The 24,430-nt window shown below is 75.8% G+C and carries 16 protein-coding genes; 10 read left to right on the top strand and 6 right to left on the bottom strand.

The window, feature by feature from the left end; genetic code table 11:
• Positions 1-41 precede the first annotated feature (41 nt).
• Positions 42-2,177, bottom strand: coding sequence for a DEAD/DEAH box helicase (locus tag PUR71_RS18460; RefSeq protein ID WP_329928106.1), 2,136 nt, complete (start codon positions 2,175-2,177; stop codon positions 42-44).
• Positions 2,178-2,884: 707 nt separating this feature from the next.
• Between PUR71_RS18460 and PUR71_RS18455 the strand changes: the two genes are divergently transcribed.
• On the top strand, positions 2,885-3,610 hold the full coding sequence (locus PUR71_RS18455) for a ferritin-like fold-containing protein (protein ID WP_329928105.1): 726 nt from the start codon (positions 2,885-2,887) through the stop codon (positions 3,608-3,610).
• A 21-nt stretch (positions 3,611-3,631) separates the two neighbouring features.
• On the opposite strand, the gene PUR71_RS18450 is transcribed toward PUR71_RS18455, so the two are convergent.
• The 3 genes from PUR71_RS18450 to PUR71_RS18440 all read right to left on the bottom strand — a co-directional run bounded on the left by PUR71_RS18450 (position 3,632) and on the right by PUR71_RS18440 (position 5,140).
• Positions 3,632-3,958 (bottom strand): hypothetical protein, encoded by a 327-nt coding sequence (locus tag PUR71_RS18450; protein ID WP_329928104.1) that lies wholly within the window; start codon positions 3,956-3,958, stop codon positions 3,632-3,634.
• 127 nt (positions 3,959-4,085) lie between these two features.
• On the bottom strand, positions 4,086-4,313 hold the full coding sequence (locus PUR71_RS18445) for a DUF3107 domain-containing protein (protein WP_329928103.1): 228 nt from the start codon (positions 4,311-4,313) through the stop codon (positions 4,086-4,088).
• A 185-nt stretch (positions 4,314-4,498) separates the two neighbouring features.
• A complete protein-coding gene (locus PUR71_RS18440) occupies positions 4,499-5,140 on the bottom strand; it encodes a TetR/AcrR family transcriptional regulator (RefSeq protein ID WP_329928102.1) in 642 nt (213 codons plus the stop codon).
• A gap of 235 nt (positions 5,141-5,375) precedes the next feature.
• Between PUR71_RS18440 and PUR71_RS18435 the strand changes: the two genes are divergently transcribed.
• From PUR71_RS18435 to moeZ, 5 genes are all read left to right on the top strand, one after another.
• Positions 5,376-6,305, top strand: coding sequence for an alpha/beta fold hydrolase (locus tag PUR71_RS18435; RefSeq protein WP_329928101.1), 930 nt, complete (start codon positions 5,376-5,378; stop codon positions 6,303-6,305).
• Between the two features lie 214 nt (positions 6,306-6,519).
• Positions 6,520-8,133 (top strand): DUF3492 domain-containing protein, encoded by a 1,614-nt coding sequence (locus tag PUR71_RS18430; protein ID WP_329928100.1) that lies wholly within the window; start codon positions 6,520-6,522, stop codon positions 8,131-8,133.
• Positions 8,133-9,239 (top strand): hypothetical protein, encoded by a 1,107-nt coding sequence (locus PUR71_RS18425; RefSeq protein ID WP_329928099.1) that lies wholly within the window; start codon positions 8,133-8,135, stop codon positions 9,237-9,239. Before PUR71_RS18430 ends, PUR71_RS18425 begins: the two co-directional genes overlap by 1 nt.
• Positions 9,240-9,376: 137 nt before the next feature.
• Positions 9,377-10,378: an NAD-dependent epimerase/dehydratase family protein gene (locus PUR71_RS18420; RefSeq protein WP_329928098.1), complete on the top strand. Its 1,002-nt coding sequence runs from the start codon at positions 9,377-9,379 to the stop codon at positions 10,376-10,378.
• Between the two features lie 244 nt (positions 10,379-10,622).
• Positions 10,623-11,801 (top strand): adenylyltransferase/sulfurtransferase MoeZ, encoded by a 1,179-nt coding sequence (moeZ, locus tag PUR71_RS18415; RefSeq protein WP_329928097.1) that lies wholly within the window; start codon positions 10,623-10,625, stop codon positions 11,799-11,801.
• 75 nt (positions 11,802-11,876) lie between these two features.
• Here moeZ and PUR71_RS18410 read toward each other — a convergent pair whose 3' ends face one another.
• Entirely contained in the window at positions 11,877-14,696 is a 2,820-nt protein-coding gene (locus tag PUR71_RS18410; RefSeq protein WP_329928096.1) for a flippase-like domain-containing protein, read from the bottom strand.
• A 135-nt stretch (positions 14,697-14,831) separates the two neighbouring features.
• Here PUR71_RS18410 and PUR71_RS18405 point away from each other — a divergent pair, with 135 nt between their 5' ends.
• From PUR71_RS18405 to PUR71_RS18390, 4 genes are all read left to right on the top strand, one after another.
• Entirely contained in the window at positions 14,832-15,245 is a 414-nt protein-coding gene (locus tag PUR71_RS18405) for an MGMT family protein (RefSeq protein WP_443077476.1), read from the top strand.
• A gap of 103 nt (positions 15,246-15,348) precedes the next feature.
• On the top strand, positions 15,349-18,708 hold the full coding sequence (locus tag PUR71_RS18400; RefSeq protein ID WP_443077475.1) for an ATP-dependent helicase: 3,360 nt from the start codon (positions 15,349-15,351) through the stop codon (positions 18,706-18,708).
• A gap of 103 nt (positions 18,709-18,811) precedes the next feature.
• A complete protein-coding gene (locus tag PUR71_RS18395) occupies positions 18,812-22,024 on the top strand; it encodes an ATP-dependent DNA helicase (RefSeq protein WP_329928093.1) in 3,213 nt (1,070 codons plus the stop codon).
• Positions 22,025-22,278: 254 nt separating this feature from the next.
• Positions 22,279-23,403 carry a PP2C family protein-serine/threonine phosphatase gene (locus PUR71_RS18390; protein ID WP_329928092.1) on the top strand — a complete coding sequence of 375 codons (1,125 nt, stop codon included), beginning with the start codon at positions 22,279-22,281 and terminating at the stop codon, positions 23,401-23,403.
• A gap of 8 nt (positions 23,404-23,411) precedes the next feature.
• Here PUR71_RS18390 and PUR71_RS18385 read toward each other — a convergent pair whose 3' ends face one another.
• Positions 23,412-24,383, bottom strand: a complete 972-nt coding sequence (locus PUR71_RS18385) for an endonuclease/exonuclease/phosphatase family protein (RefSeq protein WP_329928091.1) — start codon at positions 24,381-24,383, stop codon at positions 23,412-23,414.
• Positions 24,384-24,430: the final 47 nt, after the last annotated feature.

Here is a 24,430-nt window from a genome sequence, read left to right as displayed (position 1 = left end):
AGGTCCGAACCGGGCCTGCCCACCCCCTCCGGGGCGGTGCGTCAGCTCTCCGGGGTCGCCTCGGCGGCCTTGCGGGTGCGCGTGCGGCGGCGCGGGGCCGGGACCTCGGCGGTCTCGGCGGCCGGGGCGTCGGCCACGGTCTCCGCGACGACCGCCTCGGTCTTGGGCTTGCGGGTCCGGGTGCGCGTGGCGGGCTTCTCCTCGGCCGGGGCCTCGGTGACGGCCGCCTCGGCCGCGACCTCGGCCTTGGGCTTGCGGGTGCGCGTCCGGGTGGCGGGCTTCTTCTCCTCGGCCGGGGCCTCGGTGACGGTCTCTGCGACGGTCTCCGCGACGACCGCCTCGGTCTTGGGCTTGCGGGTCCGGGTGCGCGCGGCGGGCTTCTCCTCGGCCGGGGCCTCGGTGACGGCCGCCTCGGCCGCGGCCTCGGCCTTGGGCTTGCGGGTGCGCGTCCGGGTGGCGGGCTTCCTCTCCTCGGCCGGAGCCTCGGTGACGGTCTCCGCGACGGCCTCCGCGACGACCGCCTCGGCGGCCTCGACGACGGCCTCGGCCACGGTCTCCGCCTTGGGCTTGCGCGTCCGGGTCCGGGTGCGCGCGACGGGCTTCTCCTGGGCCGGGGCCTCAGTGACCGCGACGGCCTCGGCGACGACCGCCTCGGCGGCCTCGACCACCGCGGCCTCGACCACGGCCGCCTCGGCACCCGACGCGCCACCGCGCGAGCGGCGGCGGCGACGGCGCGGAGCCGCCTCGCCCTCGGTGCCCTCGACGGCCGGGGCCGTCGCGGCGGACGGAGCCCCGGTCACCGCGGCAGCGGCCTCGCCCTCGCCGACCGCGGAGCCCCGGCGGGTGCGCCGGCGCTCGCGGGTCCGCCGCGGCTTCTCCTCGGCCGCCTCGACGGTCGGGCCGCCCGGTCGGCCGGAGCCGCCCGAGCCACCGGAGCCGCCGCGCTCGCTCCGGCCGCCCCGGCCGGAGCGAGCACCGCGCCCGCCGGTCTCGCCGAGGTCCTCGACCTCCTCCGCGCCGAGGCCGGCGCGGGTGCGCTCCGAGCGGGGCAGGATGCCCTTGATGCCCGGCGCGATCTTCAGCAGCTCGTACAGGTGCGGCGAGGTGGAGTAGGTCTCCTCCGGCTCGTTGAACGGCAGGTCCAGCGCCTTGTTGATCAGCTGCCAGCGCGGGATGTCGTCCCAGTCGACCAGGGTGACGGCGGTGCCGGAGGCGCCGGCCCGGCCGGTGCGGCCGATCCGGTGCAGGTAGGTCTTCTCGTCCTCGGGGCACTGGTAGTTGATGACGTGCGTGACGCCCTCGACGTCGATGCCGCGGGCCGCGACGTCGGTGCACACCAGCACGTCGACCTTGCCGTTGCGGAAGGCCCGCAGGGCCTGCTCGCGGGCGCCCTGGCCGAGGTCGCCGTGGACCGCGCCGGCCGCGAAGCCGCGCTGGGTCAGCTGGTCGGACACGTCGGCGGCGGTGCGCTTGGTGCGGCAGAAGATCATCGCGAGCCCGCGGCCGTCGGCCTGCAGGATGCGCGAGACCATCTCGACCTTGTCCAGCGAGTGCGCGCGGAAGATGTGCTGCTCGGTGTTGGCGACGGTCGAGCCGGTGTCGTCCGGGGCGGTGGCCCGGATGTGCGTCGGCTGGCTCATGTACCGGCGGGCGAGGTTGATGACCTGGCCCGGCATGGTGGCCGAGAACAGCAGGGTCTGCCGCTTGGCCGGCAGCATGGTGATGATCTTCTCGACGTCGGGCAGGAAGCCCAGGTCGAGCATCTCGTCGGCCTCGTCCAGGACCAGCGCGCGGACCTTGGAGAGGTTGAGCTTCTTCTGGCCGGCCAGGTCGAGCAGGCGGCCCGGGGTGCCGACGACGATGTCGACGCCCTTGGTGAGCGCCTCGACCTGAGGCTCGTACGCCCGGCCGCCGTAGACGGCGAGGACGCGCACGTTGCGCACCTTGCCGGCGGTCTGCAGGTCGTTGGTGACCTGGGTGCACAGCTCGCGGGTCGGGACGACGATCAGCGCCTGCGGGAAGTTCGAGAGCTGGTCCTCGGTGGCCCGGCCGGCGTCCACGTCGGCGCGCACGATGGCGCGCTCGATCAGCGGGAGGCCGAAGCCGAGGGTCTTGCCGGTGCCGGTCTTGGCCTGGCCGATGACGTCGTGGCCGGTCAGCGCGACCGGCAGGGTCATCTCCTGGATGGGGAACGGGTGGACGATGCCGACGGCCTCCAGGGCCTCGGCGGTCTCCGGGAGGATTCCCAGGTCCCGGAAGGTCGTCTTGATGGGTTCAGCGGTGGTGGACAGGGTGCTGCCTCTTCCGTGTGGAGGGGCCGAGAGCGAGCGGCGGGCGGGCGGGCGCGCGGCTGCGTACGGACCTGGACGGCCCTGAAACAGCTGCGCGGACGCACAACCGCGCCGGTCCCTGCGGCCGGCCGGTGCGCGCGGCCCGATGGAGGGGCGCGTCGCCGGCGGCGTCGGGGAGGATTCCCGTGAGGGACCTGCGCGGGACCTCCGCCGGTTGGGCGCGGTCTCGGCGGCCCTCGCTCGGCCACTGATGCGGTGCCAAGGCTTGAAGTCCAAGCCATGGTCGGAGCCGATCGGCTCTCCGACCGGGCATCCGCGTACGTGAGTACCCGTGCCTCCGGTGCGGACACGTCCGTGGGGGACGGCGCCGCTGGAGCGGGCTCGCGCGGGACACCGAGACGGCGGTGACACCGTGCGAACACGACGGGGCTCCGTACCACCATACAGTCAGGCGACGACTCGAACACGTGACGCGTCTGACATTGCCCCCGGCGACCGGCGCGTGACCGGGCGTTCCGGGTGGTCACCCGGCGCGCCCGGAGGCGGCCGGTCCGTGCGGGGGAGCCGGGCGGGCGGGACTAAGGTGGCGGGTCATGGACACCCATGGTGAGACGCAGGACGAGGCCGGTTCGATCGGAGACTGGGCGAGCTGCTCCGCCGAGCCGGGCTACCGCGCGGCGGTGCTGGACCTGCTCGGCGCCCTCGCGTACGGCGAGCTGAGCGCCTTCGAGCGGCTCGCCGAGGACGCCAAGCTGGCACCCGACCTCGCCGACAAGGCGGCCCTGGCCCGGATGGCCTCCGCCGAGTTCCAGCACTACCAGCGCCTGCACGACCGGCTCGCCGAGATCGGCGCGGACCCGCAGGAGGCCATGCGCCCCTTCGTCGAGCCGCTGGAGCTGTTCCACCGCATGACGGCGCCCTCGGACTGGCTGGAAGGCCTGGTCAAGGCCTACGTCGGCGACGCCATCGCGACCGACTTCTACCGCGAGGTGGCCGTGCGCCTCGACGACGACACCCGGGACCTCGTCCTCGGCGTCATGTCCGACACCGGCCACGCCCAGTTCGCCGTCGACAAGGTGCGCCAGGCCATCGAGGCCGACCCGCGGGCCGGCGGGCGCCTCGCCCTGTGGGGCCGGCGGCTGATGGGCGAGGCGCTCAGCCAGGCCCAGCGGGTGGTCGCCGAGCGCGACGCGCTGTCCAACCTGCTGGTCGGCGGCGTGCGGGTGCAGGGCTTCGACCTGGTCGAGGTCGGCAAGATGTTCAACCGGATCACCGAGGCGCACACCAAGCGGATGGCCGCCCTCGGCCTGGCCTCCTAGGGCCCGTCCCGCTCGCCGCGGTCACGCCGGCCGGTGGCGCCGCGGCGCGCGGTGGGCGCCCCCGTGGTGCGGGTGGTGCCGGTGCGCGGGGGCCCGGCCGGCGGCCACGTCGGGCCGGGCCAGCATCGAGGTGAGCACCGCCGAGGAGACCGCCGCCGCGAAGGCCGCCCCGGCCGGGTAGCGCCCGGCCAGGCCGAAGGCCGCGACCGCCCCGCCGACCAGCGCCGCCGCCACCGCGGTGCCGAGCACCAGGGCGTGGGCCGCCGGGAAGTACGCCGGCAGCGCCAGGAGCGCGGCCAGGCCCACGACCAGGCCGATGAGGGCGAAGACGATCGACTCGACCAGCAAGGCTGCCTCCCCGGGGGACGGGCGCGCGGCACTCGGACGGCCGCACCTGCGCCCTACCCCGGTCCGACCGGCCGTACACGCAACGGTGCCCCGCTCCCTCGGGGGAACGGGGCACCGGGCGGGCGACTCAGAGAGTGCCGAAACCGACCTTGCGGGCGGCCTGCTCGCCGATCTCCACGTACGCCAGGCGCTCGGCCGGGACGATGACGCGGCGGCCGTGCTCGTCGGTCAGCGAGAAGAGCTTCGAGCTGCCCTCCAGCGCCTTGGCGACCGCGCTCTCGACCTCATCGGCGCTCTGCGTGCTCTCGATCACGATCTCGCGCGGCGCGTTCTGCACGCCGATCTTGACCTCCACGGCTTCCGTCCCTCCGGGGTTGCAGCCATCCACGCGCGGGCACCGAAGCGCCTGGGACAAGCGTTCGCGGCGGCCGCGCCGTACGGCTTCACCATAGAGCACGCGATCACCGCGACGGCGAAGGTCGGCGGATCACCGGAGCCCACCGCGGCCGCGGGTGGACGACGGGGGTTCGAGGACGGGCCCTAGGCGGACTCGCCGGCCGGGTGCATCGGGAAGCCCTTCAGGCCGCGCCACGCGAGGCTGGCGACCAGCCGGACCGCCTCGTCGCGCGGGATCTCCAGGCCCTGCGACAGCCAGTAGCGGGCGGTGATCTGGGCCAGGCCGCAGACCCCGGCCGCGAGCAGCTTGGACTCCGCCTCGGGCAGGTCGGTGTCCTCCTGGATCACCTGGCTGACCAGTGTCGCGCTCGCCTCGGAGGCCCGCTCGACGCGCTCGCGCACGGCCGGCTCGTTGGTCAGGTCCGACTCGAAGACCAGCCGGAAGGCGCCCGACTCGCTGGAGACGTAGTTGAAGTACGCCTCCATCGTCGCGGCCACGCGCAGCTTGTTGTCGGTGGTGGTGGACAGCGCCTGGCGGGTCGACTCCACGAGGGCGTCGCAGTGCTTGTCCAGCAGCGCCAGGTAGAGCTCCAGCTTCCCGGGGAAGTGCTGGTAGAGCACCGGCTTGCTGACCCCGGCGCGGTCGGCGATGTCGTCCATGGCGGCCGCGTGGTAGCCCTGCGCGACGAACACCTCCTGGGCGGCACCGAGCAGTTGTTCACGGCGGGCGCTTCGCGGCAGGCGGGCACCGCGCGGGCGCTCCTGCGCCTCCTGGATGGCCGTCACGGCGCTCCTCACTTCGGGGTTCGTACGGGGCTGCGGGGTGACCGATTCTACTTTTCGGTAACCGCGTCCGCGTTCGGCGGACGTGAGAAAAGCCCCCCGCCGCCTTGTCAGGAGCCCACAATACGGCGCTGACCTCGGCATCGGCAGTGGTGTGACGGGGGCGCAACGGCCCGGCCACGCAAGGTGGCCGCCCGGCGGCGGCCGCCCGACCGGGGGCTCACTACCATCGTCCACCATGGGCGGCGCTGAGCAGCGGACACGGTCGGTCGAGGTCCCCGGCGCAGTGCTCGCGGTGCACCGGCCGGCCGGTGCGGGCGGGCCCCTCGGGCACGGCGGGGACGGGCGCGAGCCGGGGCTGTTCGTGCACGGGCTCGGTGGCTCGGCCGGCAACTGGGCGGCCCTCATGGACCTGCTCGCCGGCGAGATCGACGGTGAGGCGGTGGACCTGCCCGGCTTCGGCGCCTCCGCGCCGCCCGCGGACGGCGACCTGAGCCTCAACGGTCACGTCCGGGCCGTCATCGGCTACCTGGAGGCCGCCGACCGCGGCCCCGTCCACCTCTTCGGCAACTCGCTGGGCGGCGCCGTCGCCGTCCGGCTCGCGGCCCTGCGCCCCGACCTCGTCCGCACCCTCACCCTGGTCTCGCCCGCGCTGCCCGAGCTGGCGCCGCAGCGCACCGCCTGGCCGACCGGCCTGCTCGCCGTGCCCGGGCTGCCCGCCCTGATGCGCCGGCTCCCGGCGACCGCGCGTGGCCCCGAGGAGGCCGCCGACGGCCTCCTGCGACTGATCTACGGCGACCCGGACGGGCTGCCCGCGGCCACCCGGGCCGAGGCGGTGGCCGAGTACCGGCGCCGGCTCGCGGTGCCGCACGCGGCGCAGGCGCTGATCGGCTCGGCGCGCGGGATCGTCTCCGCCTACACCGAGCGCGGCGACCAGGCGCTGTGGCGGCAGGCCGAGCAGGTGCGCGTGCCCGTGCTGCTCGTGTACGGGCTGCGCGACAAGCTCGTCTCCTACCGCTCGGCCCGGCGGGCCTGCGCGGCCTTCGCGGACGCCCGACTGCTCGTGCTCCCGGAGTCCGGGCACGTGGCGATGATGGAGCACCCCGGGCAGGTGGCGCGCGAGGTGCGGGAGCTGCTGGGCGCCGGCGCCCAGCAGCGGCGGCGCTAACGGACCCGTCCGCGGCGAGGTCACGCCGGTTCACTCGTTCAGGTGGCAACCAGGCATGTGACCGATGGATCGCCGCGGGCCGGTCCTACCTTTCTGCTGCCGGACCGAACAGGTGTGGGGGGAGAGCCACACACGCCGCGCCACACGGCGGGCAGCAGGCGGTCGGCCACCAGCTTCCGCAGCCCCCGGGAGGGGCAGCAAGAGGAGGTCTTCCGTGCGCGTCGCGCTGCTCACCGAGGGTGCCCGTCCGTACCCGGGCCGTGGCACCGGGCCCTGGTGCGACCGGTTGGCCGAGGGCCTGCCGGAGCACGGGTTCGAGCTCCACCTGCTCACCGGCCCGGAGGGCCTCGGCGTCGGGGAGCGGATCTCGCCCGCCTGGCGCGCGGTCCACGAGCTGGCGCTGTGGGGGCGCAGGCCGGCCGGGCGGGCCCCCGGCGCGCTCCGCAGACGCCAGTACGCGCGGGCGTACGAGGAGCTGGTGCGCGCCTTGGTCCTGCCGGGCGAGCGCGCCGGGTTCGGCGCCGGGCTGTACCGGCTGGCCGCCCTCGCCCGCGAGGACGCCGGCCTGTCCGCGTTCCTGGCCTCCGCGCACGCCCGCCGCACCCTGGAGCGGGTCTGGCGGCTACCCGGCGCGGACACCTCGGCCGGACAGCCGCTGGTGTGCGACGTCCTGGTCGCCGCCGACCTCCTGGAGCAGTGCCTGCGCCCGCTGTCCGCGCCCTGGTACGGCACCGGGCCCGGCGGCCTCGGCGGCGCCGACCTGTGCCACGTCGTGGGCGGCGGTCCGGCCGCGCTGCCCGCCCTGGTGGCCCGGCACCTGCACGGCGTGCCGTTCGTCGTCACCGAACACGGGCTGCACCTGCGCGAGCAGTACCTCGGCTACCGCGAGGCGCCCTACCGCTGGCCGGTCCGCTCCCTGCTGCTGGCGTTCTTCCGGGCGCTCACCGAGGAGACGTACCGGCAGGCCGCGATACTGAGCCCGGGCAGCGCGCACGACCAGCAGTGGCAGCGCCGCTGCGGCGCGGACCCGGCGCGCACCCGGGTGGTGTACGAGGGCACGCCCGCGGTCTCCCGGCCCGCCGCCGGGCCGGAACCGGCCGTGCCGACCCTGACCTGGGCGGGCGCCCTGGAGCCCGGCCGGGACACCGAGCTGATGCTGCACGCCTTCGCCCGGGTGCGCGCCGAACTGCCCGACGCCCGGCTCGTCGTCCACGGCGAGGAGGCGCGGCCCGGCTACCGGGCGCACTGCGCGGCACTGGCCGAACGCCTCGGGATCGCGGCGGCGGTGGACTTCGCCGGACGGCCCGGCTCGCTCGCCGAGGTCTGGGAGGGCGGCACGGTGGCCGTGTTCTCCGCGCTCGCCCAGCGCCGGCCGCGGCTGCTCGCGGACGCGATGCTCAGTGGCCGGGCGGTCGTGTCGACCGACGTGGGGGTGGCGCGCGAGGTGGTCGGGCCGACCGGGCTCCTGGTGCCCCCGCGCGACCCGAGCGCCCTGGCCGGCGCCTGCCTGGCCCTGCTGCGCGACGAGGAGCGGCGCTCGCGGCTCGGACTCGCCGGACGGCTCAGGGCGCAGGAACGCTTCGCCGTCGAGCCCGTGATCGGCGCCTTCCGGGAGATCTACCTGGAGCTCGTCTCGCAGTTCCCGGCCTTCCCCGACGGCGGGGGCGGCGGCGCGTCCGGCGAGCGGCCCCGCCCGTTCGCCCGGCCCGCCGAGTTCTGGCTGCGCGGCGGCGCCGGCGGGGTCGGCAGGAGCGCCCCCGACGACGCGGCCGGGGGCGGCGGCGACGGCGCGCAGGAGCGCCCCGGCGCCCTCGCGGAGGCGGTCTGATGTCCGCGGGCGGCGCGGCGCCGGGCGGCGGAGCCGGCCGGCCTTCGGGCGATCCGGTGCGCGAGGTGATGGCGGAGCACCGGGCGCTGTGCGAGCGGGCCGTCGACCCGCTGGAGATCGCCGCCGGGCTGGAGGAGGCGGGTCTGGGCGCCGAGGCGGCGGCCCGCTGCCGGCACGCCGACCTGTTCGCGCTGGCCGACGAGCTGTACGCCCGCGTGCCGCGCCGCCCGCCCGCGCCGCCGCAGCCCCCCGGCCGGGAGTGCGGCGCCGCCGCCAGGGCCACGCTCACGGCCGCCGCCCTGGCCGCGCCGCCGTGCGCCGCGGTGGCCTGGTTCGGGGCGCGCTGGCCGGTGCTGCTGACCGCCGCCCTCCCGCTCGTGCTCGTCCCCGCCCTCAGCGCGGACCGGCCGGCCGGCCCGTCCGGGCCGCCGTTCACCGGCACCGCTTCGCCCGACGGCCTCGGCCCCGAGGGCGCCCCGCCCGACACCGGCACCCGCTGGCGCCCCGCCGCCCTCGCCTACGGCCTCGGCCTGGCCGCCCTCCTGCTGCTCCCGCCCGCGCTGCCCGACGGGGACCGCCCGCTGACCATCGCCCTGGCGCTGGCGGCCGCCGCGTCGGCCGGGTCGGCCGAGCGGGCCGCGCGCTGGTACCGGCAGGTCGGCCGCGGCCACCTGGTCGCGGCGGGCACGCTGGGCGAGTTCCGGGCCCGGATGCGGCCGGTGCTGCCGGTCGCGGTGGCCCTGCATCTCGCGGTCCTCGCGGTGCTGACCTTCGCCGCGCTCGCCGTGCTGACCGTCGTCGCGCCGCGCCCGGGTCCGCCCCGCGGGGGTGGGCTGCTGCACGTGGCCGCCGAGCGATCCGGCGCCCTCCCGTGGGCGGCGCAGGGCGTGCTGGGCCTGCTGCTGGTGCTGCCCGCGCTGCTCGCGCGCTGCGGCCGGTGGACCGCCGCCGCACTGGGCGCGCTCGCGGGCCCGGCCGCCACGCTGGCGCTGCTCGGGCTCGGCCGCCCCGGTCCGTCGGCCGCGCTGCTCGGCGGCGGCGCCGTCGCCGCGGTGCTGCTCGGGTACGCCTTGACGGTGCTCGGCCGGGCCGAGGCGCACCGCTGACCCGCACGGCGCGCCCGTCCGCCCGCACGCCCCGGACCCCGATCCCCTGGACCCCGGCCGTCGAACCGGCCTCCGTACACGCCCGATTTCAGCCCGCCAGGTCGATCCCGACCTCGCTTCGTGGAAGGACACCCCCGATGAGGGTGCTGCTACTGGGTGCCGACGGCTTCATCGGCCGCCGCGTCACCGACCGTCTGCTGCTGGACCAGGAGTTGCAGGTGACGGTCCTCGGCCGGCGCGACTCGGCCGACATCCGCTTCGACCTGACCACCGGCAGCCCGGGCGCGCTGGCGCGCTTCCTGGACGCCGTCGCCCCCCAGGTGGTGATCAACTGCGCGGGCGCCACCTACGGCAGCTCGCGCACCCTGATCCGGGCGAACACGCTGGCCGTCGCGACCGTCTGCGAGGCGATCCGGCGCAGCCGCGAGCCGGCCCGGCTGGTGCACGTCGGCTCGGCGGCCGAGTACGGACCGGTGCCCGGCGGCGTGCCGGTGTCGGAGCAGGCCGAGCCGCGGCCGGTCGGCCCGTACGGCGTGTCCAAGCTGGCCGGGACGGAGCTGGTGCTGGCCTCCGGCCTGGACGCGGCGGTGCTGCGGGTGTTCGACGTGGTGGGCCCGGGAGCGCCGACCGCCTCGCTGTTCGGACGGCTCGCGGAGGGGCTGCGCCGGGCGCTGGAGCGCGACGAGTCGCAGGTGCGGATGCCGGACCTGTCCGGATACCGGGATTTCGTGGACGTGCGGGACGTCGCGCGGGCGATCCAGTCGGCGGCGGTGTCGGCGGCGACCGGGGTGATCAACATCGGCAGCGGGCATGCCGTCCGGGCCCGGGACGCGGCGCAGCTGCTGGTTCGGGCGGCGGGGTTCGAGGGGTCCGTCGTGGAGGAGAACCGGCAGGTCCTGCTGCCCGCGCAGGCCGTGGCGGCGGGCGGGGACCACCTGCCGGGGCACGCGCCGGGACCGTACCTGCCGGGGCACCGCCCGGAGGGGCCGCGGGCCGAGGGCCGGCCGGCCGCGGGGGAGCCGGTGCCGTGGCGGCAGGCGGACGTGCGTACCGCCAGGGACCGTCTCGGATGGCGGACCCAGGTGCCGCTGGAGGAGTCGCTGGGGGACGTCTGGCTGGAGACGGCCTGCCGGGTGTGAGGGGTCCGGGCGCCGGCCCGGCGGGCACCTCCGGCCTGTTGGGAGGGGGCCGGGGCGGCGTTCCGGGGGCCCGCGCGGCGGGTCCACGATCCGACGCCGCCCGTCTCGCCCATCGGACGGGCTGTCTCGGAATACCGGAGGGGCGTGACACTGTTGGCGTAGCAGAGCCACCCGAGTGGCGGAGCAACATGCCCACAGACAGGGTGGCCCCGGCCACCTGAAACCGACGACCATCGGAGTTTCCGTGTCGCTGCCACCCCTGGTCGAGCCGGCTGACGAGCTCACCGTTGACGAGGTCCGCAGGTACTCCCGCCACCTGATCATCCCCGACGTGGGCATGGCCGGGCAGAAGCGGCTGAAGAACGCCAGGGTGCTCTGCGTGGGCGCCGGCGGCCTCGGCTCGCCCGCGCTCATGTACCTCGCCGCGGCCGGTGTGGGCACGCTCGGCATCGTCGAGTTCGACGTGGTGGACGAGTCGAACCTGCAGCGCCAGATCATCCACGGCCAGTCGGACATCGGCCGCTCCAAGGGCGAGTCGGCGCGGGACTCCGTCAAGGAGATCAACCCCTACGTCGACGTGGTCCTCCACGAGGAGCGCCTCGACAACTCCAACGTCATGGAGATCTTCTCCGGCTACGACCTGATCGTGGACGGCACCGACAACTTCGCCACCCGCTACCTGGTGAACGACGCCGCGGTGCTGCTCGGCAAGCCGTACGTGTGGGGCTCGATCTACCGCTTCGACGGCCAGGCCAGCGTCTTCTGGGCCGAGCACGGCCCCTGCTACCGCTGCCTGTACCCGGAGGCCCCGCCGCCGGGCATGGTCCCCTCCTGCGCCGAGGGCGGCGTGCTGGGCGTGCTGTGCGCCTCGATCGGCTCGATCCAGGTGACCGAGGCCATCAAGCTGCTGGCCGGTGTGGGCGACCCGCTGGTCGGCCGGCTCATGATCTACGACGCCCTGGAGATGAACTACCGTCAGGTGAAGGTCCGCAAGGACCCGAACTGCGCGCTCTGCGGCGACAACCCGACGGTCACCGAGCTGATCGACTACGAGGCCTTCTGCGGCGTCGTGTCGGAGGAGGCGCAGGCCGCCGCCGCCGGTTCGACGATCACCTCGAAGCAGCTGAAGGAGTGGCAGGACGACAAGGAGGACATCTTCCTGATCGACGTCCGCGAGCCCGGCGAGTACGAGATCGTCAACATCCCCGGCGCCGTGCTGATCCCGAAGAACGAGTTCCTCATGGGCGACGCCCTGGAGAAGCTGCCGCAGGACCGGAAGATCGTGCTGCACTGCAAGTCGGGCGTGCGCTCGGCCGAGGTGCTGGCCGTGGTCAAGGCCGCGGGCTTCTCGAACGCCGTGCACCTCGGCGGCGGCGTGCTCGGCTGGGTGAACCAGATCGAGCCGCACAAGCCGGTCTACTAGGCCGCCCGGCACGTACGGCAGGAGGGCCCCACCGCCGAGCGCGGTGGGGCCCTCCTGCCGTACGCGGGAGCGCGCTCAGAGCGCGTGCTTGCGCTGGAGCACGTTGTAGGCGATCCAGCCGGGCAGCACCGGCAGCCAGAAGGTGAGGGCCCGGTAGAGGAAGACCGCCGGGGTGGCGACGGCGGGGGAGACGTCGGCGACGGTGAGCGCGCCGATCAGGGCGACCTCGACCGGGCCGATGCCGCCCGGGGTGGGGATCGCGGAGCCGGCCGCGTTGGCGGTCAGGAAGACGACGGCGACGGCCGAGAAGCTGACGCTGCCGCCGAAGGCCTGCACGGAGGCGTCCAGGCAGGCGGTGAAGGAGAGCGTCAGCAGCAGGATCCCGCCGAAGCCGGTGACGAGCTTGCTGGGCGTCTGCATCAGGTCGAGCATGCGCGGCACGACGCCGAAGAACAGCGAGCGCAGCCGGCCGAGCACGAAGCGGCGCAGCGGTGCGACGGCGGCCACGACGAGGGCGAGCACGGCGGCGCTCAGCACGCCGATGATCACCGCGCGGGAGGCCGAGAGGTCGCCGTTGGTCTGGCTGCCGGTGATCAGGCCGAAGCTGAACAGCAGCAGCAGGTGCCCGGCCAGGCCGGCCAGTTGGGAGGCGCCGACGGAGGCGACCGCCTGGCCGGAGCGGATGCCGGCCTTCTGCAGGTAGCGGGTGTTGAGCGCGATGCCGCCGATCGCCGCCGGGGCGACCAGCTTGACGAAGGAGCCGGCCAGCTGGGCGGCCACGGTGCGCCGGAACGGCAGCTTCTCGGGCACGAAGCCGGTCAGGCTCATCGCCGCGGCGACGTAGCTGAAGGCGGCCGCGGTGAGGGCGGCGGCGGCCCAGGCCCAGTTCATCTGGGAGAGCTTGAGCTGGGCGGGCTTGATGGTGGTCAGCGCCAGGTAGGCGGCGAAGGTGAGCGCGATCACCATGATCAGGCTCTTGGGCTTCAGCCGCTCCAGCTTGGCGGGCTCCATCGGGGCCTCGGGGGCGATCTGGAGGATCTGGCCGCGGATGCGGCTGAGCAGGTCCTCGCCGGCCGCCGCGATGTCCTCCTCGGCCTGCTGCTGGGTGCGCTCGCCGGCCGCGACCTGCTCCAGGGCCTTGGCCCGGGCGGCGGCCTTGCGCTCCTTGGAGAGCTTGGCGAGGTCGATGCGGGTGGAGCGGGAGAGCCCGACGGGCTGGAGCAGCGGCAGGGCCTGGGCGACCCGCTCGGCGCCGAGCACGGTGTTGGCGATTGCGACGGCGCGTTCCGGGCCGATCCGCAGCGCGAAGGTGGTGACCAGCTGGGCGACGTCGATGCGCAGGGTCAGGTCGGTGGCCGCGATGTCGCCGCCGGACAGGTTGACCAGACAGGCCGTCTTGTCGTCGACGACCAGCAGCGACTCGCCGGTCAGGCGCCGGTGGGCGATCCGGCGCTCGTGCAGGGCGGCCACCGACTCCCACAGCGAGGCCATCACGCGGTCGGTGACCTCGTCGTCGGAGAGCTCGTCCAGGGTGCGGCCCTCGACGTTCTCGTACACCAGGATCGCGGCGTCCGGGCCGAGCTCGGAGGTCGCGACCAGCTGCGGCGCGCGGGCGCCGGAGGCCGCCGCCGCGTAGGCGATCAGGGCCTCCTGCTCCAGCGCCTGGCGCAGTGACTGGGGGCTGCGGCGCACGGCCACCGAGCGCAGCCGCAGCCGGCGCCAGGCGCGGTAGAAGAAGCCGGAGGCCTGCTGCTCGCGGTCGATGATGTGGACGTCCAGCGGCGGTCCGTCCTGCTGGGCGACGTAGTACCGGCGGGTGCCGCCCGGCGCGTCCGGGGCGCGGTGGGCGCTCTCCGGGGTGAAGCCGACCTTGCGCAGGCCGATCATCAGGTGCTGGCCGGTGGGGCGGATGTTGGGCGAGCCGATCGCGTACAGCGTGCCGTAGGCGACGGACCAGCCGATCAGCACGGTGAGCAGCAGCGACAGCGGGGTGGTGTAGCCGCCGAGGAGCTCGGTGATCCCGCTGAAGATCACCACCACCCACAGGGCGACCCGCCAGCGTGGTCGGCTCGACATGCCGACGGCCGTCATGTAGGCGATCACCGGCGCCAGGTAACCGTGGACGGGATCGGTCAGGGCGCCGTTGCTGTCCATGGGCAGCCTGGTCAGGGCGTCCCTGATGTGTTCGGAGGCGCCCTCGGCGACCCACCAGTCGATGCCCAGCGAGACACCGTAGGCGAGCACCGAGGCGAGGACGCCGTCGGCGACCCGCAGGCCGTCGCGTTTGATCAGCCGCTCGACCGCGAAGGCCAGCGGCACGGCGAGCACCGCGACGCTGGAGACCAGGCCGGTGATCGTGGACAGCACCGCGGAGAAGCGCGGCGCGTTGGTCGCGATGTCCTGCTCGATGCCGGTGGTGGTCGAGGTCGCGACGCCGGCGAGGACGAACACCGCGACTATCCCGAGGACGCCGGCGAGGAAGCGCAGGAGGTCGGTCGGGCGGTGCGCGCGGGCGGCGAGCAGCGGCTCGTCGACGTCCAGGTGCGGGGTGTCGTCCAGCGGGTCGTGGAAGACCGGGTGCGGGGGCCCGGCGGGGGCGCCGCCCGCCGCGGCGGGCGCGGGCTCGGGGGCGGGCACCGGCTCCGGGACGGCCTCCGGCACGGCCGCGCCGGTCGGACGCGGACCCGCCTCGGGCGCCTGGGCGGGCTCGGGCAGTGGCACGGTGGGGGTCGCGGCGGGGCCGGTCGGCTGGGGGGTCTTGATCGTACGGTCCTTGATCAGGGAGACTTCCGGCGTGGGCTGCCCGGGAGCGGGCTCACCGCCGGGACCTGCGGGCATGCGGGCGGCGGACTCGTCGGAGTCCTCGTGCGCGCCCACGTCTGCCGTCCCGGTCATCTGGTCTTGTCCTCGTATCACCACTCACCGCCCCGGAAGATGGTGGCATGCCCCGGCCCCCCGTGCTGGACAGGGGCCGGATCGGGCGCGGCGGATCGTTCGGGCAGGGCTGCGCACGCGCCCCTATAAGGAAGAATGCCGCAGGTGACGGACGCTGACGACGACGGCTTTCCGGCGGACCTGCCGCCCTTCGCCGAACTGGTTCTCGACCTGACCGAGCGGATTCCACCCGGGCGGGTGATGACCTACGGGGACGTTGCCGAATACCTCGGCCAGGGCGGTCCGCGCCAGGTCGGCCGGGTGATGGCCCTGTACGGCGGCTCGGTGCCCTGGTGGCGGGTGATCCGCGCCGACGGGCGCTTCCTGCCCGGCCACGAACAGCGCGCCCTCACCCACTACGGCGAGGAGGGCACCCCGCTGCGGGAACTCGCCGACCCGCCGCGCGTGGACCTCCAGCGGGCGCGCTGGGACGGCTCCGAGCTCCCCGCGCACTCGTGGAAGACGGGCCGGAACCGGGACGCCGACGGGATTGACGGGGCAGGACCGTAGGCTCGATGCGGGCGGGCCCGCGCGGTCCGCCCCCGCCATGCCCCTGTTCGACCCCAGGAATCTCCGTGAGCGAGCGCAGCGAGCGAACCACCAAGAAGCGCGCATGGGCGAACGCCCCTGCCGAGCGCCGCGAGGCGGGCGCGTGAGCACCCCCTACCGGCTCGTGCGCAGCCCGCTCGTCCAGCACGCAGCGCCCGTGCTGGACGAGTACCAGCGCGCCGTGGTCGACCACCCCGGCGGGCCGCTGCTGGTGCTCGCCGGCCCGGGCACCGGCAAGACCACCACGCTCGTCGAGGCCGTCGCCCGGCGCATCGAGCGCGGCACCGACCCCGAGCGGATCCTGGTCCTCACCTTCAGCCGCAAGGCCGCCATGGAACTGCGCGACCGGATGTCCGGACGCCTCGCCACCTGCGTCGCCGCCCCGCAGGCCACCACCTTCCACTCCTTCTGCTACGCCCTCCTGCGCGCCCACCAGGACCCGGCCGCCTACGCCGAGCCGCTGCGCCTGCTCTCCGGCCCCGAGCAGGACGTCATGGTCCGCGAACTGCTCGCCGGCGGCGCCGAGGACGCCCGCCTCGGCAGCTCCCGCATCCCGTGGCCGCTGGACCTGCGCGCCTGCCTGACCACCCGCGGCTTCGCCGACGAGGTCCGCGCCGTCCTCGCCCGCAGCCGCGAGCTCGGCCTCGGCGAGGCCGAGCTCGAACGCTTCGCCCGGGGCGTCCAGCGCCCCGACTGGGCCGCCGCCGCCCACTTCCTCGCCGACTACCTCGACGTCCTCGACCTGCGCGGCGTCCTCGACTACGCCGAGCTCGTCCACCGCGCCGTCCTGCTCGCCGAGCGCCCCGAGGTCGCCGAGGACCTGCGCGCCCGCTACGACGTCGTCTTCGTCGACGAGTACCAGGACACCGACCCCTCCCAGGTCCGGCTGCTGCGCCGGCTCGCCGGCGGCGGGCGCGACCTCGTCGCCGTCGGCGACCCCGACCAGTCGATCTACGCCTTCCGCGGCGCCGACATCAACGGCATCCTCGACTTCCCGCAGACCTTCCGCCGCGCCGACGGCAGCCCCGCCGACGTCCGGGTGCTGCGCGTCTCCCGCCGCTCCGGCGCCGTCCTGCTCGCCGCCTCCCGCGAACTCGCCCGCCGCATGCCGATGGGCCGCCTGCCCGCCGACAAGCTCGCCCAGCACCGCGCCCTGCTGCCCTCCCGCGAGGGCGGGCGGGTCGAGGTCTACACCTACCCGACCCCCGGCGCCGAGCTCGACTCCGTCGCCGACCTGCTGCGCCGCGCCCACCTGGAGGACGGCGTGCCGTGGGGCGAGATGGCCGTCCTCGTCCGGGCCGGCGCACGCTCCATACCGGGCGTGCGGCGCGCGCTCGGCGCGGCCGGCGTGCCCCTGGAGATCGACGGCGACGACCTGCCGCTGCGCGAGGAGCCCGCCGTCGCCCACCTGCTGCTCGCCCTGCGGGTCTGCGCCGAGCAGGCCGCCCGCGACCGGCACGGCGACCCGGACGCCCCCGACCCGCTCACCACCGACACCGCCCACGCCCTGCTCACCGGCCCCCTCGGCGGCCTCGACGGCTCCGACCTGCGCCGCCTCGGCCGCGCCCTGCGCGAGGAGGAACGCGCCGCGCTGCGCGCCGACGGCCGCCCCACCGCCGCGCCGCGCCCGGCCGGCGAGCTGCTGCGCGAGGCCCTCGCCGAACCCGAGCGGCTCGTCGCCCTCGACCCGGCCCACGCCCGGCGCGCCCGCGACCTCGGCACGCTGCTGCGCAAGGTCCGTGAGGCGCTCGCCGGCGGCTGCACCGCCGAGGACGCCCTGTGGGCGCTGTGGGAGGGCAGCCGCCGCTGGCGCGAGCGCCTGGAACGGGCCGCCCTGCGCGGCGGCGCCGCCGGCCGCAACGCCGACCGCGACCTCGACGCCCTGTGCGCGCTGTTCGAGACCGCCGCCCGCGCCGAGGAACAGGTCACCGGTCACCGCAGCGCCCTCGACCTGCTCGCCGAGCTGGAGGCCCAGGACATCGCCGCCGACACCCTCATCGTGCGCGCCGTGCGCCCCGAGGCCGTCCGGCTCATGACCGCCCACCGCTCCAAGGGCCTGGAGTGGCGCCTGGTCGTCGTCGCCGGGGTCCAGGACGGCCTCTGGCCCGACCTGCGCCGCCGCGGCTCCCTCCTGGAGGCCGACCGGATCGGCCGCGACGGCCTCGCCGAACCGCTCTCCCCGGCCGCCCTGCTCGGCGAGGAGCGCCGCCTCTTCTACGTCGCCGCGACGCGCGCCAAGGAACGGCTGATCGTCACCGCCGTCAAGGCGCCCGCCGAGGACGGCGACGAGCCCTCCCGCTTCCTGCGCGAGCTCTACCGCGAGGACGTCGACCCCGCGACCGGCCGCGTCGTGCGCCGCACCCCGCCCGTCACCGTCGAGGACGTCACCCACCGCCCGCGCCGCCCGCTCGCCGTCCACGCGCTCGTCGCCGAGCTGCGGGCCGTCACCGTCGACCCGGCCCGCTCGCCCGAGCTGCGCCGGGCCGCCGCCGAACGCCTCGCCGTCCTCGCCGCGGCCGCGGACGAGGACGGCCTGCCGCTCGTGCCCGCCGCCCACCCCGAGCGCTGGTGGGGCCTGGACGACCCGACCGCCGCCCCCGAGCCGCTGCGCGGGCCCGACCTGCCGGTGCGGTTGTCCGGCAGCGGCCTGGAGCAGCTGGAGAACTGCTCGCTCCAGTGGTTCCTCGACAAGGAGGTCAAGGCCCAGGGCCGCGGCTCGGCCGCCCAGGGCTTCGGCAACGTCGTCCACGCCCTCGCCGACGAGGTCGGCTCCGGGCGCACCCCCGCCGACCTCGCCGTCCTCATGGAACGCCTGGACACCGTCTGGGACGCCCTGGCCTTCGACGCGCCGTGGAAGTCCCGCCAGGAGAAGACCGAGGCCCGCGCCGCCCTGGAGCGCTTCCTCAACTGGCACGTCCTGGAACGCGGCCGCGACCTCGTCGCCACCGAGCACGGCTTCGACGTCACCCTCGACGTCGGCGGCGTCTCGGTGCGCATCCGGGGTTCCATGGACCGGGTCGAGAAGGACGCGGCCGGGCGCGCCTACGTCGTCGACTTCAAGACGGGCAAGCAGATCCCCACCGACAAGTCGCTGCCCGAGCACAAGCAGCTCGCCGTCTACCAGCTCGCCGTCCGGGCCGGGGCGCTGGGCGAGCTGCCCGGCTTCGCGGGCGGCGCCCCGGACACCGGCGGCGCCGAGCTGGTCCACCTGCGCGAGCCCGCCGCCAAGGCGGCCCAGGACGTCCCCAAGGTGCAGCGCCAGGAGCCGCCCGACGGCGAGCCGTGGATCGAGAACCTGCTCGCCGAGGCCGCGGGGCGCGTCCTGGCCGAACGCTTCGTGCCCCGCACCGGCGGCGGCTGCGACCGCTGCTCCTTCCGCCGCAGCTGCTCCGCCCAGCGCGACGGGGCGCAGCTGGTGGAGTGAGGGTCGTCCGCGACCCGCCCGCCCGCCCCCGGGCGTGCCCTTCGGCCCGAGGCGGCGAGGCCGGGCGTGACCGGCTGTCCGCCGCTCCGGTTAACGTTGCGGGGTGACCGCCGTGCTCAGCCATCCCGACCAGCTCAAGGAGCTGCTCGGGATCCCGTTCAACCGGGAGCAGATGGCGGCCATCGGCGCCCCCCTGGAACCCGCCGTGATCGTCGCCGGCGCGGGCTCCGGCAAGACCACCGTGATGGCCGCCCGGGTGGTGTGGCTGGTCGGCTCCGGCGCCGTGCGCCCCGACGAGGTCCTCGGTCTCACCTTCACCAACAAGGCCGCCGGCGAGCTCGCCGAACGCGTCCGCACCGCCCTCCTGCGCGCCGGCGTCACCGACCGGGACGACGTCGAGCCGCTCGGCGAACCCGAGATCTCCACCTACCACGCCTTCGCCGGGCGCCTCCTCAAGGAGCACGGCCTGCGCATCGGCGTCGAACCCGACGTGCGGCTGCTCGCCGACGCCACCCGCTTCCAGCTCGCCGCCAAGGTGCTGCGCACCAACCCGGGCCCCTTCCCCGCCCTCACCGGCACCTTCGCCAACCTCGTCGCCGACCTCATCGCCCTCGACGGCGAACTCGCCGAGCACCTCGTCGACCCCGAGACCCTGCGCGCCCACGACGAGGACCTCCTCGACGCCCTCGCCACGGCCAAGCTCACCAACGACGACCTGCGGGCCGTCCCCGCCACCGCCCGCGCCCGGCTCGAACTGCTGCACCTGGTCGAGGACTACCGGCGCCGCAAGGCCGCCGCCGGGCTGATGGACTTCGGCGACCAGATAGCCGCCGCCGCCCGGCTCGCCCAGGGGCGCCCCGAGGTGGGCGACCTCCTGCGCGGCCAGTACCGGGTCGTGCTGCTCGACGAGTACCAGGACACCTCCGTCGCCCAGCGGCTCATGCTCGCCGGGCTGTTCGGCGCCGGGCCCGAGGGCCGCGGCGGCGGCCACCCCGTCACCGCCGTCGGCGACCCCTGCCAGGCGATCTACGGCTGGCGCGGCGCCTCCGTCGCCAACCTCGACGAGTTCCCCCGGCACTTCCCGAAGGCCGGCGGCCGGCCCGCCGCCCGCTACGCGCTCAGCGAGAACCGCCGCAGCGGCGGGCGCCTGCTCGCCTTCGCCAACGAGCTCGCCGCGCCGCTGCGCGCCATGCACGAGGGCGTCGAGGCGCTGCGCCCGGCCCCCGGCGCCGAGCAGGACGGCTTCGTCCGGGCCGCCCTGCTGCCCACCCACGCCGAGGAGGTCGAGTGGCTCGCCGACTCCATCGCCCACCTCGTGCGCACCGGCACCGCGCCCGGCCGGATCGCCGTGCTGTGCCGCGGCGGCGCCGCCTTCCCGGACATCCACGCGGCGCTGGTGGCCCGCGAGGTGCCGGTCGAGGTGGTCGGCCTCGGCGGGCTGCTCCAGCTGCCCGAGGTGGCCGACCTGGTCGCGGTCTGCGAGGTGCTCCAGGACCCGACCGCGAACGCGGCCCTGGTGCGGCTGCTGATCGGCCCGCGCTGGCGGATCGGCCCGCGCGACCTCGCCCTGCTCGGGCGCCGAGCCGCCGACCTCGTGCGCACCGACCGGCCCGAGGGCGTCGAGGCGCTGGCCGCAGCCGTCGCCGAGACCGACCCGACCGAGGTCGTCTCGCTGGCCGACGCCCTGGAGACCTTCCTCGACGCGGACGAGACCGACGACCTGCCGTTCTCCGCCGAGGCCCGGGTGCGCTTCGCCCGCCTGGCCCAGGAGCTGCGCGACCTGCGCCGCTCGCTGGCCGATCCGCTGATGGACGTCCTGCACCGCGTCCTGGCCGCCACCGGCCTGGAGGTCGAACTCGCCGCCTCCCCGCAGGCGCTGGCCGCCCGCCGCCGCGAGACCCTGCACGCCTTCCTGGACGTCGCCGCCTCCTTCGCCGACCTCGACGGCGATCCGGGCCTCGCCGCCTTCCTCGGCTTCCTGCGCGCCGCCCAGGAGTACGAGCGCGGCCTGGACAGCAGCCTGCCCGGCGGCGAGGACACCGTGAAGGTCCTCACCGCCCACAAGTCCAAGGGCCTGGAGTGGGACGTCGTCGCCGTGCCCGGCCTGGTGAAGGGCGCGTTCCCCTCCGGCAGCCCGCGCGAACGCTGGACCAGCACCAAGCGCGTGCTCCCGCACGCCCTGCGCGGCGACGCCGCCACCCTGCCCGACGTGCGCGGCGGATGGAACGCCAGGTCGGTGGCCGCGTTCAAGAAGGAGCTGGCCGAGCACTCCGGCGTCGAGGAACTGCGCCTGGGCTACGTCGCGTTCACCCGGTCCCGCTCCCTGCTGCTCGCCTCCGGCCACTGGTGGGGGCCCACCCAGAAGACCGTCCGCGGCCCCTCCGCGTTCCTGGAACAGCTGCGGGAGCACTGCGAGCGGCCCGGCGCGGGCGAGGTCGAGCACTGGGCCGAGCGGCCGGAGAAGGGCGCCGAGAACCCGGCCCTCGCCACGCCGCTCGAGCGGCCCTGGCCGCTGCCGCTGGACCCGGCCGCCCAGCACGCCCGGCGCCGCGTCGCCGACGTCGTGCGCGCCCGCCTGGCCGGCGCGCCCGCCCCCGAACCGGAGCCGATGGCCGCCGAGGACCGCCGCCAGGTGGAGTCCTGGGACCGCGATCTCACCGCACTGCTGGGCGAGTTGGAGCGCTCCCGGCGCAGCGTCCGGGACGTGCCGCTGCCCGCCGCCCTCTCCGCCACCCAGCTGCTGCGCCTGGCCGCCGACCCCGACGGCTTCGCGCACGACCTCGCCCGTCCGATGCCGCGCCCCCCGCAGCCCGCGGCCCGCCGGGGCACGCGCTTCCACGCATGGGTGCAGTCCCGGATCGAACCGCTGCTGCTGGTCGAGCCCGGCGCGTTGCCCGGCGCGGACGACGACGGCATCGAGGACGAGCAGGACCTGGAGCGCCTCAAGGAGGCGTTCCTGCGCACCCCGTACGCCGGCCGGCGCCCCTACCGGGTGGAGGCGCCGTTCCAGCTGGTGCTGGCGGGCCGGGTGGTGCGCGGCCGGATCGACGCGGTTTACCGGGAAGGTGACGAAACGTCAGGGTCCGGTGGTGCGTCACGCTACGAAGTGGTGGACTGGAAGACCCACCGCGAGGAGAGCGCCGACCCGCTGCAGCTCGCCGTCTACCGGCTCGCGTGGGCGGAGTACGCGGGAGTCCCGCCGGAGCAGGTCACGGCGTCGTTCCTGTACGTCCGCAGCGGGCGCATCGTTCGTCCGTCAGGACTTCCCGACCGAAAAGAGTTGGAACGGCTCCTGATCGGGAACAGTGAAGAATGAGTCACGGAGAGCATCCAAGTCATCAAGGCAACGGGCGAAACCCGTGCGCAGTGCACGTTTCGCGCCTATTGTGGGGTCGGTAACCGGTCAACCCCCGTACTCCGGCCGCCAGCGAGGCCCGCATTCCCTAACCCTCAGTCATCACCGCAGGTGCCTCCGGGCATCGGCGTCTTCTGCTGGAGAAACCGAAGTTGAGCGCGACCGGATGGATCAGAGAGCGGTTCACCGGGCCGACCCCGGCATCCGCTCAGGGCGTGACCGGCACCTGGCCGAGGACGGCGCTCGCGCTGCCCTACCTCGGCATGGCGCTGATCGTCCTCCTCGACTACGTCAGCGGCACCGAGGTCACGGTCGAACCCGCCCTCACCGCCGTACCCGCGCTGGCCGCCGTGGTCAGCCGCCGCACCTGGTACCCGCTCGCCATCGGCCTGTGCACCGAGGCCGTGGCCTTCCTGATGGCCTTCCGCGGCGACGCGCTCGGCCAGTCCGTGCACGCCGCCAGCGTCGTCGCGATCGTCCTGGTCGCGGCGATCGGCTGGGTCAGCGCCACCCTGCGCCTGCGCCAGGAACGCGCCCTCGCCGACGCGCAGCTCGTCGCCTCGATCGCCCGCCGCGTGCTGCTGCGGCCCGTCCCCGAGCGGGTCGGCACCGTGCGCGCGGCCGTCCACTACGAGGCCGCCGCCGCCCACGCGCGGATCGGCGGCGACCTGTACGAGGTCGTCAACACCCGCCACGGCGTCCGGGCCGTGGTCGGCGACGTGCGCGGCAAGGGCCTCGGCGCGGTCGAGACGGCCGCCGCCGTCCTCGGCGCCTTCCGCGAGGCCGCGCACCAGGAACCCGCGCTGGACCGGGTCGCCGGCTGGCTCGCCGTCAGCCTCGACCGGGCCCTGCACGAGAACGACCACCCCGGCGTCGAGGAGGAGTTCGTCACCCTCGTGCTGATCGGCGTCGCCCCGGACGGCACCGCCCAGATCGTCAACTGCGGGCACCCCTCGCCGCTCCTGCTGCGCGGCGCCGAGGTCCGCCCGCTCGAACTCGCCGAGACCGTGCCGCCGCTGGGCGTCCTCGACCCGGCCGACGTCCGCCCGCCGGTGCACCGCACGGCCCTGCTGCCCGGGGACCGGGTGCTGCTGTTCACCGACGGCGTCATCGAGGCCCGGGACCGCTCCGGCGCCTTCTACCCGCTCGCCGAACGCCTCCCGCGCTGCGCCGACGGCCGCCCGGCCGACGTCCTGCTGCGCCTGCACGAGGACGTCGTGCGCCACGTCGGGCGCCAGCTCGGCGACGACGCGGCCATGCTGCTCCTCCAGTACGAGCCCCAGCCCGCCCAGATCGCCCACGTCCCGCACCAGAACGGCGCCCTCTCCCACCTCAACTGAGGCGGGGGCTACAGCGACACGTGGACCACCAGCGGCCGGTGGTCCGACACCCCGGTGCGCGGCGCCGCCGCCGGGCCCACCGCGCCCCGCGGCACGCCGACCGCCAGCACGTGGTCGAACTGCACCGCGGGCCGGTGCGACGGGTACGTCGGCGTGCGCGCCAGGTCGTACCAGCCCTGCAGCCGGGCCCGCGGCTCGCGCACCCGCCGCCGGCGCGGCCCGGCCAGCGCCGGCCGGGCCCGCCGCGCCTCGCGCAGCTCCCGCACGCGCGTGCGCGGCGCGGTGCGCTCCAGCGCCGTCGCCCCGCCGAGCACCGTGCGCGGCACCGCGCCCACCAGGTTGAAGTCGCCCAGCACCAGGTACGGCTGCGGCAGGTCCGCGATCCAGCGCCGGATGCCGGCCAACTGCGCCATGTTCCACCCGGGCACGAAGGACAGGTGCGCGGCCACCACCGTGAACGGCCCGCGCTCGCCCTCCAGCACCGCCGCCAGCGCCGCCCGCGGCTCGTCCGGCACGGGGGTCAGGCCGCGCCGCCCGGCCACCCGCAGCGGCAGCCCGAACGGCGCCGGGGCGAAGCGCCGGGCCCGCCAGTGCCGCACCGGCAGCCGGGTCAGCAGCGCCGTCCCGTACGACGGCGGGGCGCCGTCGCCGACCTCGCCCGGCCCGTACACCTTCAGGCCGCCCGGCCCGGACGGTTCGGGCACCCAGCCGGCCACCGGCGCCGGGCGCCCGTGCAGCGCGGCGGCGAAGCGCCAGTCGGCCGCGCCCATCGCCTTGGCGGCGACGGCCGCCTGGTCGGTGCAACCCGAGCGGGACTGGTGGCGGTCCACCTCCTGCAGGGCCAGGACGTCCGCGTCCAGCGCGGCCACCGCCTGCGCCAGCGGGTCGCCGGCGTCGGCCGGATAGGCCCGTGGGGCGCCGTCCGCGGCGAGCGGCTGACCGTGCAACAGGTTGAAGGTCGCGATGCGCAAGTGGCTCACACCGCACGACGGTACCCGCTCGCCGGAGCCGGTCGCGCCGCTTGAGC

It is taken from the genome of Streptomyces sp. SP17BM10 (genome assembly GCF_036322405.1).
Taxonomy (GTDB): domain Bacteria; phylum Actinomycetota; class Actinomycetes; order Streptomycetales; family Streptomycetaceae; genus Kitasatospora.
Note: the sequence above shows the minus strand (reverse complement) of the source record. Positions and strands in the feature narration are given on the sequence as shown.

What these genes read in the sequence shown, in the direction of transcription:
- PUR71_RS18410 (WP_329928096.1), bottom strand. Translation starts at nt 14,696, where the DNA reads ATGACCGGGACGGCAGACGTGGGCGCGCACGAGGACTCCGACGAGTCC.
- PUR71_RS18435 (WP_329928101.1), top strand. Translation starts at nt 5,376, where the DNA reads ATGGGCGGCGCTGAGCAGCGGACACGGTCGGTCGAGGTCCCCGGCGCA.
- PUR71_RS18455 (WP_329928105.1), top strand. Translation starts at nt 2,885, where the DNA reads ATGGACACCCATGGTGAGACGCAGGACGAGGCCGGTTCGATCGGAGAC.
- PUR71_RS18400 (WP_443077475.1), top strand. Translation starts at nt 15,349, where the DNA reads ATGGGCGAACGCCCCTGCCGAGCGCCGCGAGGCGGGCGCGTGAGCACC.
- PUR71_RS18420 (WP_329928098.1), top strand. Translation starts at nt 9,377, where the DNA reads ATGAGGGTGCTGCTACTGGGTGCCGACGGCTTCATCGGCCGCCGCGTC.
- PUR71_RS18425 (WP_329928099.1), top strand. Translation starts at nt 8,133, where the DNA reads ATGTCCGCGGGCGGCGCGGCGCCGGGCGGCGGAGCCGGCCGGCCTTCG.
- PUR71_RS18405 (WP_443077476.1), top strand. Translation starts at nt 14,832, where the DNA reads ATGCCGCAGGTGACGGACGCTGACGACGACGGCTTTCCGGCGGACCTG.
- PUR71_RS18460 (WP_329928106.1), bottom strand. Translation starts at nt 2,177, where the DNA reads ATGACCCTGCCGGTCGCGCTGACCGGCCACGACGTCATCGGCCAGGCC.